The sequence below is a fragment of the Bradyrhizobium sp. NC92 genome (assembly GCF_025200865.1).
Taxonomy (GTDB): domain Bacteria; phylum Pseudomonadota; class Alphaproteobacteria; order Rhizobiales; family Xanthobacteraceae; genus Bradyrhizobium.
This window is the reverse complement of sequence record NZ_CP104171.1, coordinates 7,701,099-7,719,884: the sequence shown is the minus strand read 5'-3', so window position 1 is coordinate 7,719,884 and position 18,786 is coordinate 7,701,099. Positions and strand designations below refer to the sequence as shown.

The following is an 18,786-nucleotide window of genomic DNA, read 5'->3' as shown; positions in this document are numbered from 1 at the left end:
GGTCAGTGGGCTCCACCGGCCGAGACTTGGCCGGGCTTCTTCAGGAAGAGGACGGCAACCAGGGCAACGATCAGCGCCATGCCGAGCAGATAGAACGTGTCGCTGAAGGCGAAGATAAAGGCCTGCTTCTGCACGGTATGGCCGATCGCTACATAGGCGCGATGCGCGGCGTCCGCACGGTCGAGAACGCCGTGATTGACGAAATATTGTGTGAGCTGCTCGATCCGCGTGCGTGTGGCTTCTTCGAACACAGAGACCGACTGCATCAGCACGTTGGAGTGATATTGCTCGCGCTTGGTCAGAACGGTCTGCAGCAGCGCGATGCCGACGGCGCCGCCGAGATTGCGCATCATGTTGAACAGGCCGGAGGCCGAGCCCGCATTCTCCGCTTCGATGCCTGCGGTTGCGACCGCCGACAGCGGCGCCATCACCAGCGCCTGGCCGATGGCGCGAACGACATTGGGCCACAGCAGCTGGTCGGCGGCATAGTCGTTGGTCATGTCGATGTTCATGAAGTTGGATGCTGCGAACAGAACGAAGCCGACGCCGATGATAATCCGCGCATCGAATTTTTGCATCAGGCGCGGCACCAGCGGGATCAGCATGAGCTGCGGCAGCCCGGTCCAGGCCAGCACCGTGCCGATCTGCTCGGCGTTGTAGCCCTGGATGCGCGACAGGTATTGCGGCAGGATGAACACGGAGCCGTAGAGTGCGACGCCGAGCAGGAAGTTCGCGAGCATGCCGAAGCCGAAATTGCGGCGCACGAGCAGGCGCAGATTGAGCAGTGGCTTCTTCACCGTGAGCTCGATGATCAGGAAGGCGGTCAGCGCAACGGCGGCGATGACCGAGAGCTTGACGATGAACGGCGAGCCGAACCAGTCGTCCTTGTTGCCTTCCTCCAGCACGGTCTGCAGTGCGGACAGGCCGATCGCCATGGTGATGATGCCGGCCCAGTCGCCCTCGCGGAGCAGCGCCAGCTTCATGGGCTTCGCCTCGAGCGCATACCAGAGCATGCCGACCATGATCGCGCCGGGCACGAGGTTGACATAGAAGATGTATTGCCAGCCGAAATTCTCGGTGAGATAGCCGCCGATGGTCGGGCCGATCGCCGGCGCGAACGTCGCCGACAGCGCGAACAGCGCAAGGCCGACCGGCTGCTTGCCGCGCGGCAGCAGCATGATGATCAGCGTGAAGGCCATCGGGATCAGCACGCCGCCGGTGAAGCCCTGGATGGCGCGCAGCACGATCATCTGCGACAGATCCTGCGCCAGCGCGCAGGCCGCGGACAGAACCAGGAACAGGATCGCGTTGGTGAGCAGGTAGATGCGAATCGAGAACACCTGCGCCAGCCAGCCGGACAGCGGGATCACCACTATCTCGGCGATCAGGTAGGAGGTCGATATCCAGCCGCCGTCGTCGATGCCGGCGCCGATCGCGCCCTGGATGTCCGCGAGCGAGGCGTTGACGATCTGGATGTTCAAAACCGCCATGAAGGCGCCGAGGGTGGCGCCGATCACCGCGATCCAGGTCCTTGTGGATACAACCGGCATCGTGGGCTCAGCAGGGACGGGGAGATTGGCGGAGGTGGCGTTGAGGGCCGGTTGGAGCGTGCTCATGGAAGCCTCGTCTCGGGTACTGAGACTGGATGCGTTATGCGGTTGGTTTCGATCATCGTGGAAGCTTTGGAAGGATCATCCGGGCGGATTTGACGGTCCGGCCGGAGCCTTCCGGCTTCAGTCTCCGCTTGCGTGGGGTGCGTTGTTAGCCAGACGTTTCGCGCTGTCGCGCTCGGCCAGCACCGCCTGTTTGGTGTCGACGATCGGCACCGCGGACATGCCCGGCCGCAGCAGGCCGGTGAGGCTGTGATCGTCGAGCACGATCTTCACGGGAACGCGCTGCACGATCTTGGTGAAGTTGCCGGTGGCGTTGTCGGGCGGCAGCAGCGCGAATTCGAGCCCGCTTGCCGGCGACAGGCTGTCGACATGACCGCGCAGAATGGTGTCGCGGAAGCTATCGACGTGCAGCTCGACCGGCTGGCCCGGCCGCACATGGGTGAGCTGGGTCTCCTTGAAATTGGCGACGACATAGACGGCATCGAGCGGCACCACTGCCATCAATTGCGTGCCGGCCTGCACGTATTGGCCGACACGCAAGCTGCGGGCGCCGACCGTGCCGTCCACGGGAGCTGTGATTTCCGTATAGGACAGGTTCAGCGCGGCTTGCTGCGCGACTGCACGAGCGCGTTCGAGCTGGGCAGCAGCCTGGGCGCGCTGGGTGGTGAGCACGTCGACCTTGCGCTGCGCGGCGACGAGGCCGGACTTGGCATGCTGCAATTGTGCGCTGCTGGCGCGCAGCGCTGCATCGGTCTGCTGTGCGCGCTGGATCGTGCCGGAGCCCGACTTCATGAGGTCGTCGTAACGGGCACGCTCCTCCTGCGCGAACTTCAGATTGGCGTCCGCAGCCGCCACATCAGCCGTGCTCTGCGCGATAATCGGCTGTTGCAGTTCGAGTTGGGCATCAATGTTGCGGACCGAGGCTTCGCCGGCAGCGACGTCGGCTTTCGCCTGGTCGAGCGCCGCCTTGAAATCGCGGTCGTCGATCTTGGCCAGCAGCTGGCCCGACCGAACCTTCTCGTTGTCGCCGACCAGCACCTTGGCGATGTAGCCGGAGACCTTCGGCGCGACGATCGTGGAGTCCGCCTTTACATAGGCATCGTCGGTGGATTCGAGGTAGCGGCCGTTGGTCCAGTAATCGTGTCCGTAGTAGGCCATGGCTGCCGTGCCTGCGAGGAGCGCGAGCGCCAAGGCCGCGCGCCGAACCATGTTCCGGGCCGGGATAGCGGGTGGCGCCTTGGCATATTCGTGCGCGATTTCAGTTGCTTGCTGGAAGGTCTCAGTGCGGGGCATTTCGGACATTGCAGTCTCCTGTCGGCTCGCTGAGACTATCGGTCTTGCTGGCCGGGATGATAATCGGCTAAATTTTGGAAGGATTATCCATTGAGAGTTGATAATCTGAGCCGTCACCCTGGTTCGTGATGTCTACCGGGTCAGGGGCGCGACTGCGCCAGCGCGATTGCCGTCTCTGTCGCGCGATTGCTGCCGAGGCGCACATCCGGTGCAAGGAAAGCCATGGATCGATTGACCAGCCTCGAAGTGTTCAGCCGGGTGGTCGAGGCCGGCGGCTTCTCTGCAGCAGCCCGCAAGCTCAATATGTCGACCACCATGGTGAGCAATCACGTGCAGGCCCTGGAAGACCGGCTCGGGGTGCGGCTGCTTCACCGCACCACGCGCAAGGTCAATCTGACCGAGATCGGCAAGGCCTATTACGACCGCTGCGTCCAGATTCTCGCCGACATCGAACAGGCCGACGACATCGCGAGCGAATTGCAGTCGGTGCCGCGTGGCACGTTGCGCATTCACGTCGCCACGCACATGGTGCCGTTCGTCGCGCCGATTGCGGCGAAACTGCTGTCGACCTATCCGGAGCTCAAGATCGATCTGCGCATGGGCGAGGCCGAGGTCGACCTCATCGAGGAAGGCTATGACGTGGCCCTGCGCATGATACAGCCGCCGGATTCGAGCCTGATCGTGCGGAGCCTTGCCACCTGGCGTCACGTGCTGTGCTGCTCCCACGATTACATCGAGAAGCACGGCCGGGTGCAGAAGCTCGACGAGCTCGCCGCGCACAATTGTGGTCGGCACTTGAACTATCCGTTCGGCGACGAGTGGCGTTTCCTCGATCGCAAGGGCTCGCCGGCCTCGGTGCGCATCTCCGGCAGCTTCGTCACCAACAGCGGGGAAGCATTGCGGAAGGTCGCGCTGGAGGGCGCCGCAATCTGCCTGATGGCGGGGTTCCTCATTCAGGATGATCTCGAAGCCGGCCGCCTCGTGCGCCTGTTGCCGGAATATCGGACGGTCGAGCTCTCCATGAATGCGGTCTACCCGCATCGTCATCATCTATCGGCGAAGGTGAGGACCTTCATCGACCTGCTCGTGCATCACAGCGCCGAGCAGCAGAAGCTGATCAACCCGTATTCGTAAGCGATGGCGGCAGAGCCGTAGGGTGGGCAAAGGCGCGTTGGCGCGGTGCCCACCATCTCTTCGTAATTGCGAGCGAAGTGTTTAGCCCGGAGACATGACTGACAGGTGTTCGGGGACATGGTTGACACGTCAAAATCGGCTCGATTCGTCAAACAAGGGGGCGAGCGATGCCGTGGCGAGAGGTGTCAGTCATGGATCAACGGCGAGAGTTTGTGATGCTTGCCAAGCAGGAAGGAGCGAACCTACGGCAGCTGTGCCGGCAGTTCGGCATCAGCGCCCCGACCGGCTACAAATGGATCCAGCGGTACGATGCAGGCGATACGACCTTGGCGGACCGGTCGCGACGACCTCATCACAGTCCGGAGCGTACAGCCGCTGCGATCGAGCAGCAGATCGTCGAGCTGCGCGATGCTCACCCGGCCTGGGGAGCGCGTAAACTCGCCCATCGTCTCAAGCGCAACCGGCAAGCCATTCCGGCGATATCCACCGTGCACGAGATTCTGCGACGTTACGATCGGGTGAAGGAGCCGGCGGGGACGCCTGGACAGCCGTATACGCGCTTCGAGAAGGATACGCCCAATCAGCTTTGGCAAATGGACTTCAAGGGACACAGTGCGCTGGAGAACGGCGTGTCCTGTCATCCACTGACGACGCTGGACGATCACTCGCGCTTTGCCTTGTGCCTGGCAGCCTGTGACAACGAACGAGGCTCGACGGTACGAGGCCATCTCGAGACGACATTCCGCCGTTACGGGCTGCCGGATGCGATCTTTGTCGACAATGGCGGCCCCTGGGGCTTCACCCTTGAAGATCCCTGGACCACGCTGACGGTGTGGCTTCTCAAGCTCGGCGTCCGCACGATCCACAGCCGGCCCTATCATCCCCAGAGCCGAGGCAAGAACGAACGGTTCCACCGCAGCCTGAAAGCCGAGGTCTTCGCCTTCAAGCGCTACCGGGACCTTGCTGATGTCCAGCGGGCGTTCGACCAATGGCGAGCCGTCTACAATCTCGATCGGCCGCACGAGGCATTGGGCTTCGATGTGCCCGCGAGCCGTTATCGACCGAGCCAGCGCCCCATGCCGGACCGCCTTCCAACGGTGGCATATGAGGAGGGCGAGATCGTCCGTTCCGTCTCCACCACGAAGGCCTATGTCAGCTTCAAGGGGCGGCTCTGGAAAGTCCCGCAGGCCTTCCGTGGTGAGAGGCTCGCCATTCGCCAACTCAGTGCTGACGGAAAGTTCGGAATATTCTTTGCCGCTCATCAGATCGAAACGATCGATTTACGTAACCCCAAAAGTGTCAACCATGTCCCCGAACAGGTGTAAGCTATGTACCCGGGCTGAACAAAAGCGAAGCAATCCAGAATCCCTCCGTGGAAAGATTCTGGATTGCTTCGTCGCAAGCGCTCCTCGCAATGACGAGAGGGCGAAGGGTAGGGCACGATCCCGGCAGCGCTGCGTCAACCGTAGGCCTGCATCCTTGCCGGCGGTGGTGTGTCAAGTTCAACGAGCAGTCGCTCGACCTCGGTCTTCACTTTCACGATCGCGGCGTCCTTCACCGGGCCATAGCCGCGGATCTCCATCGGGCCTCTGGCAATCGCCACGAGATTTGGCAGGCGCGCCGCGTCGAGCTCGCCCAGCATCCGCTCGATCAGGCCTTCATACCAGGCGATCAGTTCACGCTCGGCGCGCCGTTCCGCGGTGTAGCCGAACGGATCGAACGGCGTTCCGCGCAACCCTTTCAGGCGCGCGAGCATGGCCAGAGGCACCTGGATCCACTGGCCGAAGGCGCGCTTGCGCGGCCGGCCCCGGGCGTCGCGCCGGGACGTCAGGAACGGCGGGGCGAGGTGATACTGGACGCTGAAGCCGTCCTCGAACTCGCGCTTCAATTCATCGAGAAAGCCGGTTTGCATGTGCAGCCGCGCCACCTCGTACTCGTCCTTGTAGGCCATCAGCTTGAACAGCGCGCGCGCGACCGCCTCGGTCAGCGCCTCGCTGTTCAGCTTGGCCTCGGCATTGCGCACCTTTGCGACCATCGCCCGGTAGCGCGCCGCGTAGGCTTCGTTCTGATAGGCCGTGAGGAACTCGATGCGCCGGGCAATGGTCGCATCGAGCGTCTCGGCCTTTGGCGCATCCTCCGCCTTCGGCAGAAAATCCGGATCGGCAGCGGCGATCCGGCCCCAGGCAAAGGCCTGCTTGTTGCGTTCGACCGCGACGCCGTTGAGCTCAATCGCCCGCAACAAAGCCTGCAGCGAAACAGGGACAAGACCGTGCTGCCAGGCAAAGCCCAGCATGATGATGTTGGCGTAGACGGAATCGCCGAGCAGGCGCTCGGCCAGTACGTTGGCATTGATCGTGTCGAGATTGTGCTCGCCGATGACCTGATCGATTGCGCGCAGGCGGGCTGGCGCAGCGAGATCGGCGTCGCGGAAGCGGACCACGTCGCCGGTCGGCATTTCCGCGGTGTTGACGGCGGCACGGGTGCCGCGGCGATAGGTGCCCGAGGCCTTTGGCGAGGAGCTGACGACGAGATCGCAGCCGATCAGCGCATCGGCCGCGCCCTGGTCGATGCGGACCTGGTGCAGCGCCTCGGGGCTCGCGGCCAGGCGAATGTAGCTCAGCACAGGCCCGAATTTCTGCGCAAAGCCGGTGAAGTCGAGCACCGAAACGCCGCGGCGTTCCAGATGCGCGGCCATGCCGATCAGCGCGCCGACGGTGATCACGCCGGTGCCGCCGACGCCGGTCACCATGAGGTCGTAGGGCCGGTCGAGCGTTGCGGGCGCGGGCAGGGGAAGCGTTGCGGCGCGCTCGGTCGCATCGATCCGGCTCGCGCTCTTCTTGCGGCGCGTCGCGCCTTCGACCGTGACAAAGCTCGGGCAGAAGCCGTTGAGACAGGAAAAATCCTTGTTGCAGGCCGACAGATTGATCTGCCGCTTGCGGCCGAACGGCGTCTCCTTCGGCTCGACGCTGAGGCAGTTGGATTCGACCGAGCAGTCGCCGCAGCCTTCGCAGACGAGATCGTTGATGTAGGCGAACCGCTTGGGATCGGCCATCTGCCCGCGCTTGCGCCGGCGCCGCTTCTCGGTGGCGCAGGTCTGCTGGTAGATCAGGACCGAGACGCCGGGAATGTTGCGCAGCTCGCGCTGCACGGCATCCATCTCCTCGCGCGGATGGATGGTGACGCCGGCCGGCAGATCGGACGGCGAGAACTGCGCGGGATTATCCGACACCAGGGCGATGCGCTCAACACCTTCGGCGCGGACGCTGTGGGCGATGGCATGGACGCTGACGGGCCCGTCGACCGGCTGGCCGCCGGTCATGGCGACCGCGTCGTTGAACAGGATCTTGTAGGTGATGTTGGCCTTGGCCGCGATCGCCTGGCGAATCGCCATCGAGCCGGAATGGTAGTAAGTGCCTTCGCCGAGATTCTGGAACACGTGCTTGTGCCCGGTGAATCGCGATGAAGCCGCCCAGTTCACGCCCTCGCCGCCCATCTGGATCAGCGAGGAGGTTTCGCGGTCCATCCAGCTCGCCATGAAATGACAGCCGATGCCGGCGAGCGCCTTCGATCCTTCCGGCACTTTGGTCGAGGTGTTGTGCGGACATCCCGAGCAGAAATAGGGCGTGCGTGTCGCGCCGCTGACATTGATCGTACGCGCGGCCTCCGGCATCAAGGCGGCGGCGCGCGCGGCGAGATTGAGGCCCGGAAACATCGGATCGAGCCGGCGCGCGAGCAGGTTCGCCAGCGCGCGAGGCGACAATTCGCCGATCCAGGAGATCAGCCGTGCGCCGGTTTCGTCGTGCTTGCCGACCATGCGCTCGGGCTTGCTGCCGGGATAGTCGTAGAAGTACTCCTTGAACTGGCTCTCGATGATGCCGCGCTTCTCCTCGACCACCAGGATCTCGCGCTTGCCCTTCACGAACCCCATCGCGTCGTGCAACGCCAGCGGCCAGACCATGCCGACCTTGTAGACGTCGATGCCGATGCGGCGGCAGGCCGCTTCATCGAGGCCCATCAGCCGCAACGCCTCCATCAAATCGAGATGCGCCTTGCCGGTCGTGACGATACCGTAGGTGGCGCCAGGGATATCGTAGATGTGACGGTCGATCGGGTTGGCCTTGGCGAAGGCGTAGACCGCGTGCTTCTTGGCTTCCAGCCGCTCCTCGATCTGCGGGCCCGGCAAATCGGGCCAGCGATAGTGCAGTCCGCCCGGCGGCGGCGTGAAGTCGGGGGTGTGGAAGAGGCGCGGCGGGCGCAGCGCGACGGAGGCGCCTGATTCCACGATTTCTGAGATCGCCTTGAAGCCGACCCACATGCCGGAGAAGCGGCTCAGTGCGTAGCCATATTCGCCGAACGCCAGATATTCGCCGACGTCGGCCGGATGCAGCGTCGGCATGAACCAGCTCATGAAGGCGACGTCGGACTGATGCGGCATCGAGGAGGAGACGCAGCCATGGTCGTCGCCGGCGACCACCAGCACGCCGCCATGCGGCGAGGAGCCATAGGCGTTGCCGTGCTTGAGCGCATCGCCGGACCGATCGACGCCCGGCCCCTTGCCATACCAGAGCCCGAACACGCCATCGACCTCGCGGTCGGCTTGCGTCTCGACCTGCTGCGAGCCCAGCACCGCGGTTGCCGCGAGGTCCTCGTTCACGGCGGGGAGGAATTCGATGCGGTCGCGCTTGAGCTGCTGCTGGATGCGCCACAGTTCGAGATCAACGCCGCCGAGCGGCGAGCCGCGATAGCCGGAGATGAAGCCGGCGGTGTTGAGCCCGGCCGCACGATCGCGTCGCGCCTGGTCGAGCGCGATACGGACGATGGCCTGCGTGCCCGTGAGGAAGACGCGGCCCTCCTCGCGCTCGTAGCGATCGGAGAGCTCGTACGTGTCGAGTGAGGAAATGGCGTCCATGGCGGACCTCGCGCGGCATCCTGCCCAGTGATGGAAGGTTATGCCCGAGGCGTTGGTAGGTCTTACCTATTTATCCCTTCTGTTGCAGAAATTCGGTAGGATTTTGCAAGTGGGCGTTCAATCTGGTAGATCTGCTCGAACTGGAGCCTCCCATGATCGAAGAGCAGGACAGCCGCATTCTCGCCCATCTCCAGAGAGATGGCCGCGCCACCAACCAGCAACTCGCCGACGAGGTCGGCATGTCCACTTCCGCCTGCTGGCGGCGGGTGCGGACGCTGGAGGAAAGCGGCGTCATCCAGGGCTATGCGGCGCTGGTCGCGCGCGAGCAGGCGGGCTTTGCGATGTCGGCCATCCTCCACGTCTCGCTGGAGCGTCACGATGCGAAGTTCGTCGACGAATTCGTGGCGAGGGTCACCAAGCGCCGCGAGGTGCTGGAGTGTTTTGCGACCACCGGGGACGCCGATTATCATTTGCGCGTCGTCGTCCAGGACATGGCGGCCTACAACCGCTTCCTCGACGAGTTCATGTTCCGCATCCCCGGCATCCGCTACGTCCGCAGCAACGTCGTGCTGAAGGAGATCAAGACCAGCGTGGCGCTGCCGTTTTGAGATGCGGAAAGTCCTGTGGGGTGGGCAAAGGCGCACTTGCGCCGTGCCCACGATCTCGCTCGACCTTGCGAAGGTCGGTAGGCGCGCTTCCGCCTTCGCTCATCGAGCTACGGCGGACAAGTCGCTTTGCCCACCCCAGGGCACCGCGATATCAATCTCCCGTAAACCAACACAGGGCGGCAAATTGGTAAACGGAACATGCCTTTCGTCGACGGTTCGGCCCCGCAGCGGTATTCCCGTCAGTTTTGTCGCGCTCGTTCGCAGCTCGTTCACTTTGATCGACGGTTTGCGCCGCGCAATAACGACCACTTAGGCGGTCGCCACCCATAAAGGCACCGGGAGAAATAGGCAGAAATGCCCGGGAGCTGAGATCGTGTCGACGACACTCGCGCGCACCTTTGCGGCGTTGAGCGCCATCAATGAAGCGATTCTCTACGCGAGATCGCCGGAGGAGCTGTACCAGAAGGTCTGCGATGCCGGGTTTTCGAGCGGGGACTTTCTGGCCGTTGCCGTGTTCCTGGTCGAGCCGGACGGCCGAAGGTTGTGCTTCGCGGCCGGCTGTGGCGATGACATTGCGCGGCTCCGCTCGATCGTGATCACGACGGAAACCGGCACGCCCGAAGGATCCGGCGTCGGCGGCGAGGCGTTTCGCCATCAGAAGCTGTGCGTCAGCAACGATTATCTGAACGATCCGCGCTCGCTGGCCTGGCGCGAGGGCGCCGCCCAGGCCCACATCGGTGCGGCCGCGGCGCTGCCGCTGCTCTGCAGCGGCAAGAGTGTCGGCGTGTTGTATGTGACGCGGAGCGAGCCCAACTCGCTGAACGAGCAGATGGTGTCGCTGTTCGAGCGCATGTCGGCGAACATTTCCTACGCGCTGGACAATTTCGCGCGTGAGACCGCGCGGCAGGCCAGTGAACGGGCGACACGGCGGCTCAACCGCATGTTCGGCGCCATCAGCGCCACCAACGAAGCCATCCTGCACGCCAAGACCGAGCAGGAGCTGTATCAACTGGTATGCGACGCCTCGGTCCACAGCGGCAAGTCGCTGGCGACCATCGTGCTGCTTCGCGAGCCGGATTCGCACTGGATGAAGCCCGTCGCCGCCACCGGCCAGAACCTCGAGCTGGTCACCCAGGCGCGCTATTCGGTCGATCCGGAGAATCCCTACGGCAAGGGCATCTCGGGCGAGGTATTCCGGACGCAGAAGGCCATCGTCGAGGACGATCTCGCCAGCCGCACCAGGGGCACGCCGTGGGAGCAGGCCAACGTCAACACCGGCGTCGCCGCCTGCGTCGTCGCGCCGTTGATCAGGCACGGCGAGAGCGTCGGCGTGCTGCTGTTCTTCATCAGCCGCTCCTGGGCCAAGGACGAGGAGATCGTCGCGCTGATGCTGCGCATGGCCGAGAACGTCTCGTTCGCGATCGAGAATTTCGGCCGCGAGGCCGAGAAAGCCCGCATCGCCGCAGAAGAAGAGTGCCTGGCGCGCATGTATGCGGCGCTCAGCGCCACCAACGAGGCGATCCTGCGGGCGCGGTCGCGGGCCGAGCTGTTCGATCTCGTCTGCGAGGCGACCGCCAAGGGGGCCAAGTTCACCTCGGCCACCATCGCGCTGGTCGACCATCGCACCGGGCTGCTGCGCGTCGCCGCCTGCTATGGCCCGAACGCCGATGAGGTTCGCGAGTTCACGTTCTCCACCTCCGACCAGGTGCCCGAAGGGCGCGGCCTGACCGGCACCGCGTTTCGCACGCGCCAGCCCGCCGTCAGCAACGACGTGCTCGCCGACGACCGTATCGCGCCCTGGCACGCCAGCGCCCGCCGTACCGGCATCGCATCCTCGGCGGCATTGCCGCTGCTCAACGGCGACCGGGTCGAGGGCATCTTTCTGTTCAACTCCCCGGAGCGCGGCACCTTCACGCCGGAGCTCGTCGAGCTGCTGTGCAGGCTTCAGGCCAACGTCGCCTTCGCGCTCGAAAGCTTCGACCGCGCCGAAGAGAAGGCGCGGGCGGACAAGCAGCGCAATCGTCTCAGCGGCATGTTCGAGGCGCTGAGCGCAACCAACGAAGCCATCATGCGCGCCAAGACGCGCGAGGAGCTGTTCGAGGTGGCTTGCCAGGCGGCCGTGCTGGGCGACCTGTTCGCCGCGGCGACGATCGGCATCATCGACGAAGCAGGCGAGCTCGTCCGCGTCGTTGCGGTCAAGGGGCGCCTGCAGGAGCGCATAGCCGGACGGACCTCCGTCATTTCCGCCGACCATCCCGAGGGCCAGGGCATCATCGGCCTCTCGCTGCGCACGCGCCGGCCCAGCGTCATGAACGATTATCTGAGCGAGCCGCGGTCCGCCTATTGGCGCGCGAGGGCCATCGAGGACGGAACGCGGGCTGCGGCGTGCTTCCCGCTGCTGAGAGCGGGACGGGAACCGGTCGGCATTCTGCTCTTCCTCGCACCGGAAGAGAATACGTTCACGCCCGATCTGGTCGAGCTGCTCGGGCGCCTCGCGGAGAACGTCTCCTTCGCACTCGACAATTTCGAGCGCGCCGAGGAGAAGGCACGCACCGAAGCGCAGAAGGAGCGCCTCACCCGCATGTTCGCGGCCTTGAGCGCGACCAACGAGGCGATCATGCGCGCGAAGTCGCGTGCCGAGCTGTTCGACCTCGTCTGCCTTGCGGCATCGAACGGCGCCAAGTTCACCTCGACCACGATTGCCCTGGCGAGGCCCGGTACCGACCTGCTCGAGATCGTCGCCGCCGCCGGTCCGTCCGCCGCCACCACGCGCAATGTCCGTCTCTCGATCGATCCCGAGCGGCCGGAGGGGCGCGGCATGAGCGGCACGGCGTTCCGCACGCGCCAGCCCTGCATCAGCAACGATTATCTCAACGACGACCGCGTCCGCGTCTTCCACCCCATTGTGCGCGGGGATGGCGCGCGGTCGGGCGCCGCGTTTCCGCTCGTCACGCACGATGAGGCCGTCGGCGTCATGATCTACATGTCGACCGAGCCGGCGACCTTCACGCCAGAATTCGTCGAGCTGTTGCAGCGTCTCGCCGACAACGTCTCCTTCGCGATGGAGAATTTCGATCGCACCGACGAGAAGAACAAGGCCGACGAGCGCATCGAATACCTCGCCTCGCACGACAGCCTGACCGACCTGCCGAACCGCGAGACCTTCAACGGGCTCTTGCGCGAGGCGATCGATGCGGCGCAGCGCCATGATCACCGCTTTGCGGTGCTGTTCATCGACCTCGACCGCTTCAAGGTCATCAACGATTCGCTCGGCCACGAGGCCGGCGACCTGCTCCTGCTCCAAGTCGCGAACCGCTTGCGCGGCAGCTTGCGGGCGAGCGACGTGGTCGCGCGCCTCGGCGGCGACGAGTTCGTGGTGATCCTCGACCAGTGCGGCGAGATCGACGACGTTCAGCGCATCGCGACTGAATTGCTCGCTGCGCTCGCCGAGCCCATGGAGCTCGCCGGCCACGAGTGCCACACCACGGCCTCGATCGGCATCGCGATGTATCCGGCCAACGGCTCCGATGCGCAGACGCTGACCAAGAACGCCGACATGGCGATGTACCTCGCCAAGGAGGACGGCAAGAACGGCTATCGATTCTTCTCCAACGAGGTGAAGACGCAGTCGATCGAGCGGCTGTCGCTGGAGAGCGCGCTGCGCCGCGCGCTGGAACGCGAGCAGTTCTCGCTCAACTACCAGCCCAAGGTGGACATGGCGACCGGTCAGATCACGGGTGTCGAGGCGCTGCTGCGCTGGACCCATCCCGAGCTCGGCAACGTCTCGCCCGCACAATTCATTCCGCTCGCGGAGGAAACCGGGCTGATCGTGCCGATCGGCCGCTGGGTGCTGAAAGAGGCCTGCGCGCAAGCCATGGCCTGGCAGCGCCGCGGCCTGCTGCCGCTGTCGATGGCGGTCAACCTGTCGCCGCGGCAGTTTGCCGACGAGCATCTGTTGCAGGACGTCGACGAGGCGTTGGCGGCCTCCGGCATGTCGCCGGTGCTGCTCCAGCTCGAGGTCACCGAGAGCATGATGATGCGCAATGTCGGCCGCGCGCTCAAGGTGCTCGACTCCATCCAGAGCCGCGGCATCCGTCTCGCCATCGACGATTTCGGCACCGGCTATTCGTCGATGTCGCTGATGAAGCACTTCCCGATCGACACGATCAAGATCGACCGCTCCTTCGTGCGCGACCTGCCGCAGGATTCGGAGGATCAGGCGATCGCGCAGGCGATCATCAGCATGGGCAAGGCCCTCGGCATGACCGTCGTCGCCGAGGGCGTCGAGAATGCCGAGCAGGAGGCGTTCCTGCGCAGCCATGGCTGCGACGAGATGCAGGGCTTCCTGATCTCCAAGCCGCTGCCGGCGCGGCAGATGGCCGAGCTGCTGCGGCCGATGGTGCTGCCCGTCGCGCCGCCGCTCCAGCCGGAAGCGGCCGATGAAGACGCAGCCTCAGGGCTGAAACGCGCTGTCGTCTGACGGCTGCGGGTGCAGCTCGCGGACCTCGTGCTCTTCCCCCTCGGCCTTGCTCGGAAAATCCTGGGGGGCCGTCAGTGACGTCTGCTCGTTGAACAGTGCAAGAATGGCACGCGCGCCGTCGGCGAAGCTCGTCCCTTCGCTTACGTCCAATGCGCAGCAGCATGTTGCGCTCATCGGCTCCTGGTCGTCGACCACGGCCATGGCAGGCCCCCACCACCAGGCAGGCGCGGGCGAACGCTCGTCCTCCGGCACGACATGCCAGCGGACGAACTCCTCCATCACGCGCTCGAATTCCAGGCGGGCAGCCTGATGCATGTGGTCGATGCTCCCAGAATCGCGTCCGACGACGGGCCGACACGCCGACTTGATCGTCACTTCGCTCGGAAAATTCGGTTCGTGCAACTGGGCCGAACCATGCAGGCCGACGTCGTCGTCGGCAATGCGGAACGCGCGGCGGTCGGCGATGCGCCGGCGCGGCCGCGACAATTCATTCTAGCCGCTCGAGGGCACGGCAAGCAAGCGATTGCAGCCGCGATTGCCTAACGCGGCCTGAACGGATGCGCCTTCTGGTGCCAGGCCCAGGCCGTGCGGACGACCGTCGGCAGGTCGGAGTGACGCGGCACGAAGTTCAGCACCTTTCTCGCAGCAGAGGGATCGGCGACCAGAAAGGTGGGATCGCCGGCGCGGCGCGGCTTGACCGTGTGCGGCACCTCGCGCCCGGTCTCCTTCTTGATCGCGTCGAGGATCTCGCGCACGGAAAAACCGGAGCCGGTGCCGAGATTGAAGCTGCCGCCGGCATGGCCTTGTTCCAGAAGCTTCAAGGCCGCGACATGCGCGGCCGCAAGGTCCGTGACGTGGATGTAGTCGCGGATCGCGGTGCCGTCGGGCGTGTCGTAATCGTCGCCGAACACCGCGAAGTCGACATGGCCCTGAAGCGCCATCATCGCGCGCGGAATGAGGTGGGTCTCGTTGTCGCGCAGCTCGCCGATGCCGCCGGCCGGATCGGCGCCGCTGGCGTTGAAATAGCGCAGGCAGAACGCACCGAAGCCATAGGCCGTGCGGTAATCGGCGAGCATGCGCTCGATCATCAATTTCGATGCGCCGTAAGGATTGATCGGCGCGCAAGGAAAGTCTTCCGGCAGCGCCTTGGAATCGGCGTTGCCGTAGACGGCGCCCGTCGAGGAGAACACGATACGATGGCAGCCCGCGTTGCGCATCGCCTGCAACAGCGACAGCGTGCCCTGGACGTTGTTGATGTAATATTTCTGCGGGTCGGTCATGGACTCCCCGACGAGGCTCGCCGCCGCGAAATGCATCACCGCCGTGATCTTGTGGTCGGCGAAGGCGCGCGCCAGCGCCGCGCCGTCGAGCAGGTCGCCCGTCACCAGCGGGCCGGATACGAAGCTGCGATGACCCGTCGAGAGATTGTCATAAACGACGGGCTGATAGCCGGCGGCGGTCAATGCGCGGCAAGCATGCGAGCCAATATAGCCAGCGCCCCCGGTGACGAGGACGGTCGGTCGGTCAGTCATATCGTATTCTGCTCTTCTCTTAGCGGAGGGGGCGGTTGCGGCTGAAGAGAAGATAGAGCGCGCGGGGGTTGGTGGTCAAATAACGCCAGAGCAGACGGCGCGGCTCGAGCAAGGTGCGCCAGGCCCATTCGAGCCCGATCTTCTGCATCCATTGCGGCGCGCGGGAACGGCTCCCTGACAAGAAGTTGAATAGTCCGCCGGATGTCTTGATGACGCCAACATTGGTCAGATGCGGCGTGAACTCCTTCACGAATGCCTGTTCGTTGGGCACACCGAGCGCGACCCACAGATAATCCGGCGCCAGGGCATTGATCTCCTCGACCTGGGCACGCAGCGCCTCGCCGCGAAGATAGCCGTGGCTGCGCCCGACGATCTTGAGACGTGGATACATCTTCTGGACGTTTGCGACCGCAGCGGCGTTCTCGGGCTCGCTTGCGCCGAACATGTAGAAGGTGCGGCCTGCGGCTTCGGCCTTGCGCGCGACGACGTGGAACAGGTCCGTGGTTGCGACGCGCTCCGGCAGCGGGAACCAGGATTGCAGCTTCGAAGCTGCGACCAGCGGCTGACCGTCGGCGTTGATCAAATCAGCGGCACGGAACAGGCGCTCGGTCTGCGGCTCGGTCGAGCAGCGCGCCAGCACCTCGCCATTGGCCGAGGTCAGGAACAGCGGACGGCCGATGCGATGGTCGGGATTGGTCGCCTCGATCATGAAATCGGCGGTCTCTTCCAGGTCGAGCGCGGCCATGCGAAGTCCGCCGACGGTGATTCTCGGCACCTCGGCAGTTGCTGCCCGTCCGTCGAAGTTGACGCGGCGCTCAAGCATATTGTTTGCCTCGCTGGCGCGTTTGCATTGCAGGGGTGAGCTCGTCGAGCACGACGCCGACGAGCTTGCGCTCGGCCTGGCCGAGCGCGGTCAGGATCTCTTCCAGGCTGTCGTTGACGTCGAGGCTGGTCGGCAGCACGGCCACCAGCGCGTCGATGTCGTCGAACAGCTTGCGGCCGCTGGAAGCGAGCGGCAAGGCCGGGCCGTCGAGGACCACGAGATCATAGCCGCCGGCGGAACGGGCCTGCGCAATCGCCTTGCGGATGGCGTCGGCGGCCTTGCCGGCGTCGCCCTCCGCGGCGGGCAGCACCGAGATGCCGTTGACCGTCCTGATCTCGCGTGCGTCCTTGCTGCCGATCGAGAGCCAGCCGAGCCTGCTCGGCTCGCTCCTGCCGGGACGGATGACCTTGTTTGAGAGCGAGCGCGCCTGATGGTCGGCATCGATCATCAGCACGCGGGCGCCGTCGCGGGCAGCCGCCAGCGCGAAATTCAGCGCGGCCACGCTGCGGCCGCTGGTCTTGCCGACACCGACCAGCGCGACCACCGGCATCGCCTTGCCGCCGGCGCGCCGCGCCACCGCCGCGCGCATGTCGCGCCAGGCGTTGAGCAGGCTCGTCAGGGGAAAGCCCGGGCGCAGCGTCGGCCAACCCAGCCGTGTGAGATCGACGCCGCCGCCGGTGGGAAGTAGGGCGCCGAGCGTGTGGATGACGTCGGCCTCCTGGAAGCGTGCTATCAGCGGCTTCTCGATCAATGGCTGCTCGACCATCGAAGGCTGCAGCGGAGGCGCGGCAAGTTCCGGCGGAGCCGACGCAGCTTCAGATGCGCGCGGGGTCTGCCGCGGCTGGGCAACCTCCGCAGCCCGCGGGAGCTCCGGTGCTCGGGATGCCCGTGGCATCGGCGAGCGCTCACGTCGGGCGGGTGTCGGCGTCGCAGGCGCGGTTGCGCCAGCGAACAGCAAATCTGCCACAACGAACCAGCTCGATGCAGCGATCGCCCCGAAAATGAAGCCGATCATCGCGAACAGGCTCATCGCCGGCGGGAACGAGCGCCGCTGCGGCACCGTCGCCTCGCCGATGACGCGGGCGGCCGAGGTATTCAGGCTCTCCTGCTCCTCGGTCTCGCGAGAGCGCTTGAGAAAGGACTGATAGACCTCGCGGCTGGCATCGGCTTCGCGCTCGAGCTCGCGCAAGCGCACGGCGGCCTGGCTGAGCTGGACGCTTTGCCGCTTCTGTGCTTCGAGCGCGCGGTTGAGCGAGGCCTCGAAATCGCGGGCGCGCGTCAGGTCGTTCTTGGCGGACTGGGCGAAGCGGTCGATCTCCTCGTTGATGGTGCGCTTGAGGTCCTCGACCTGCTTCTCGGTCTGGCGCAGTGCCGGATGGCGCGGGCCGAGCTCGCCGGTCTGCTCCGCATATTTCTTCCGCGCATCGGCATATTGCGCGCGCAAATTCGCAATGGTCGGCGATTGCAGCGCCTCCGGAATCGCGCCGGCATCGGCGGCGGTACGGCGGCTCGCCTCGATCTGGTCGAGCCGCGCCTGCGCATCCATCGTCGCCGCGCGGGCCGCGGAAAGCCGCTGGTTGCTGGCGGAGAGCTGCTGATCGCTGATCAGCGCATCCTGGGTGCCGACGAAATTGTTCTGGGCCTTGTAGGTCGCCAGCGCGGTCTCGGCGTTGCGCAGCCGGTCGCGCAGCTCCTTCAGGCGGCTGGAGAGATCGTTGGTGGCCCGCCGTGCCGCCGAAGCCTGCGAATTGCGAGATTCGGCGAGATAGGCATTGGTCAGCGTGTTGGCGAGCATCGCCGCCTTCGCTGGATTCGTCGACCAGACCTCGACGTCGACGATGAAGCTCTTCTCGGTCTTGCGCACGGCGATGTGCCTGTTCAGCGCCTCGAGCGCCGCAAGCTGCACCTCCTTCGTCTCCGCGGCGGACGGCGCGCGGGGCTGCAGGCCGATCAGGCCGAGCAGCGACGACATCAGGCCCGCAGCGTCACCGCCTCCGAATTCCGGGTCCTTGTCGAGACCCGCCTGCTGGATCACCTGGAGCAGCACGCTGTTGGAGGTGATCAGGCGCGCCTGGCTCTCCACCACCATGGACATGCCGGAAACGTCCTGGGCGCGCGGCGTGAGCTCGCGGTCGACGAGCTGGAGCTCGCGCGGGTCGACATAGAGCTGAGCGGTGGCGGTGTAGCGGGGCGTCACGCTCTTGCCGATGGTGACGGCAAGCGTTGCGCCGAGCAGGGCGGCCGCGGCGATCGCGACCTTCCGCCGCCAGAGCAGAGTGGCGAGCTCCAGCACGTTGAAGCCGGCCTGCGGCTTCCGCTCTGAGGCCTCTGGTCCGGCTCGATCGATCGGCTGGTTATAATCAAGCATGATCCCCAGCTTTCATTCCAAGTGCC

At 65.2% G+C, this 18,786-nt stretch carries 11 protein-coding genes; 4 read left to right on the top strand and 7 right to left on the bottom strand.

What is annotated here, in order from left to right; all coding sequences use genetic code 11:
* Positions 1–2 precede the first annotated feature (2 nt).
* Both N2602_RS35865 and N2602_RS35860 read right to left on the bottom strand, forming a co-directional pair.
* Positions 3–1,616: an MDR family MFS transporter gene (locus N2602_RS35865; protein ID WP_260381055.1), complete on the bottom strand. Its 1,614-nt coding sequence runs from the start codon at positions 1,614–1,616 to the stop codon at positions 3–5.
* 117 nt (positions 1,617–1,733) lie between these two features.
* On the bottom strand, positions 1,734–2,915 hold the full coding sequence (locus N2602_RS35860) for an HlyD family secretion protein (protein WP_260381054.1): 1,182 nt from the start codon (positions 2,913–2,915) through the stop codon (positions 1,734–1,736).
* A 213-nt stretch (positions 2,916–3,128) separates the two neighbouring features.
* On the opposite strand from N2602_RS35860, the gene N2602_RS35855 reads away from it, so the two are divergent.
* A complete protein-coding gene (locus N2602_RS35855) occupies positions 3,129–4,040 on the top strand; it encodes a LysR family transcriptional regulator (protein ID WP_172787097.1) in 912 nt (303 codons plus the stop codon).
* 167 nt (positions 4,041–4,207) lie between these two features.
* On the top strand, positions 4,208–5,365 hold the full coding sequence (locus tag N2602_RS35850) for an IS481 family transposase (protein ID WP_409241876.1): 1,158 nt from the start codon (positions 4,208–4,210) through the stop codon (positions 5,363–5,365).
* Between the two features lie 134 nt (positions 5,366–5,499).
* On the opposite strand, the gene N2602_RS35845 is transcribed toward N2602_RS35850, so the two are convergent.
* A complete protein-coding gene (locus tag N2602_RS35845; RefSeq protein WP_260381052.1) occupies positions 5,500–8,949 on the bottom strand; it encodes an indolepyruvate ferredoxin oxidoreductase family protein in 3,450 nt (1,149 codons plus the stop codon).
* Between the two features lie 152 nt (positions 8,950–9,101).
* Between N2602_RS35845 and N2602_RS35840 the strand changes: the two genes are divergently transcribed.
* The gene (locus N2602_RS35840) at positions 9,102–9,557 is read left to right on the top strand and encodes an Lrp/AsnC family transcriptional regulator (protein WP_260381051.1); all 456 of its coding nucleotides are present in this window, start codon (positions 9,102–9,104) and stop codon (positions 9,555–9,557) included.
* Positions 9,558–9,930: 373 nt separating this feature from the next.
* A complete protein-coding gene (locus N2602_RS35835) occupies positions 9,931–14,037 on the top strand; it encodes a GAF domain-containing protein (protein ID WP_260381050.1) in 4,107 nt (1,368 codons plus the stop codon).
* Here N2602_RS35835 and N2602_RS35830 read toward each other — a convergent pair.
* From N2602_RS35830 to N2602_RS35815, 4 genes are all read right to left on the bottom strand, one after another.
* Positions 14,011–14,352, bottom strand: coding sequence for a hypothetical protein (locus N2602_RS35830; protein ID WP_311739367.1), 342 nt, complete (start codon positions 14,350–14,352; stop codon positions 14,011–14,013). The two genes, N2602_RS35835 and N2602_RS35830, sit on opposite strands and share 27 nt — an antisense overlap.
* Positions 14,353–14,576: 224 nt before the next feature.
* Positions 14,577–15,569, bottom strand: a complete 993-nt coding sequence (gene galE, locus N2602_RS35825) for a UDP-glucose 4-epimerase GalE (protein ID WP_172787101.1) — start codon at positions 15,567–15,569, stop codon at positions 14,577–14,579.
* A 19-nt stretch (positions 15,570–15,588) separates the two neighbouring features.
* Positions 15,589–16,392: a WecB/TagA/CpsF family glycosyltransferase gene (locus tag N2602_RS35820; RefSeq protein ID WP_212259290.1), complete on the bottom strand. Its 804-nt coding sequence runs from the start codon at positions 16,390–16,392 to the stop codon at positions 15,589–15,591.
* Positions 16,385–18,760: a Wzz/FepE/Etk N-terminal domain-containing protein gene (locus N2602_RS35815; protein ID WP_260381048.1), complete on the bottom strand. Its 2,376-nt coding sequence runs from the start codon at positions 18,758–18,760 to the stop codon at positions 16,385–16,387. The genes N2602_RS35820 and N2602_RS35815 overlap by 8 nt, the downstream gene beginning before the upstream one ends.
* Between the last annotated feature and the right edge of the window lie 26 nt (positions 18,761–18,786).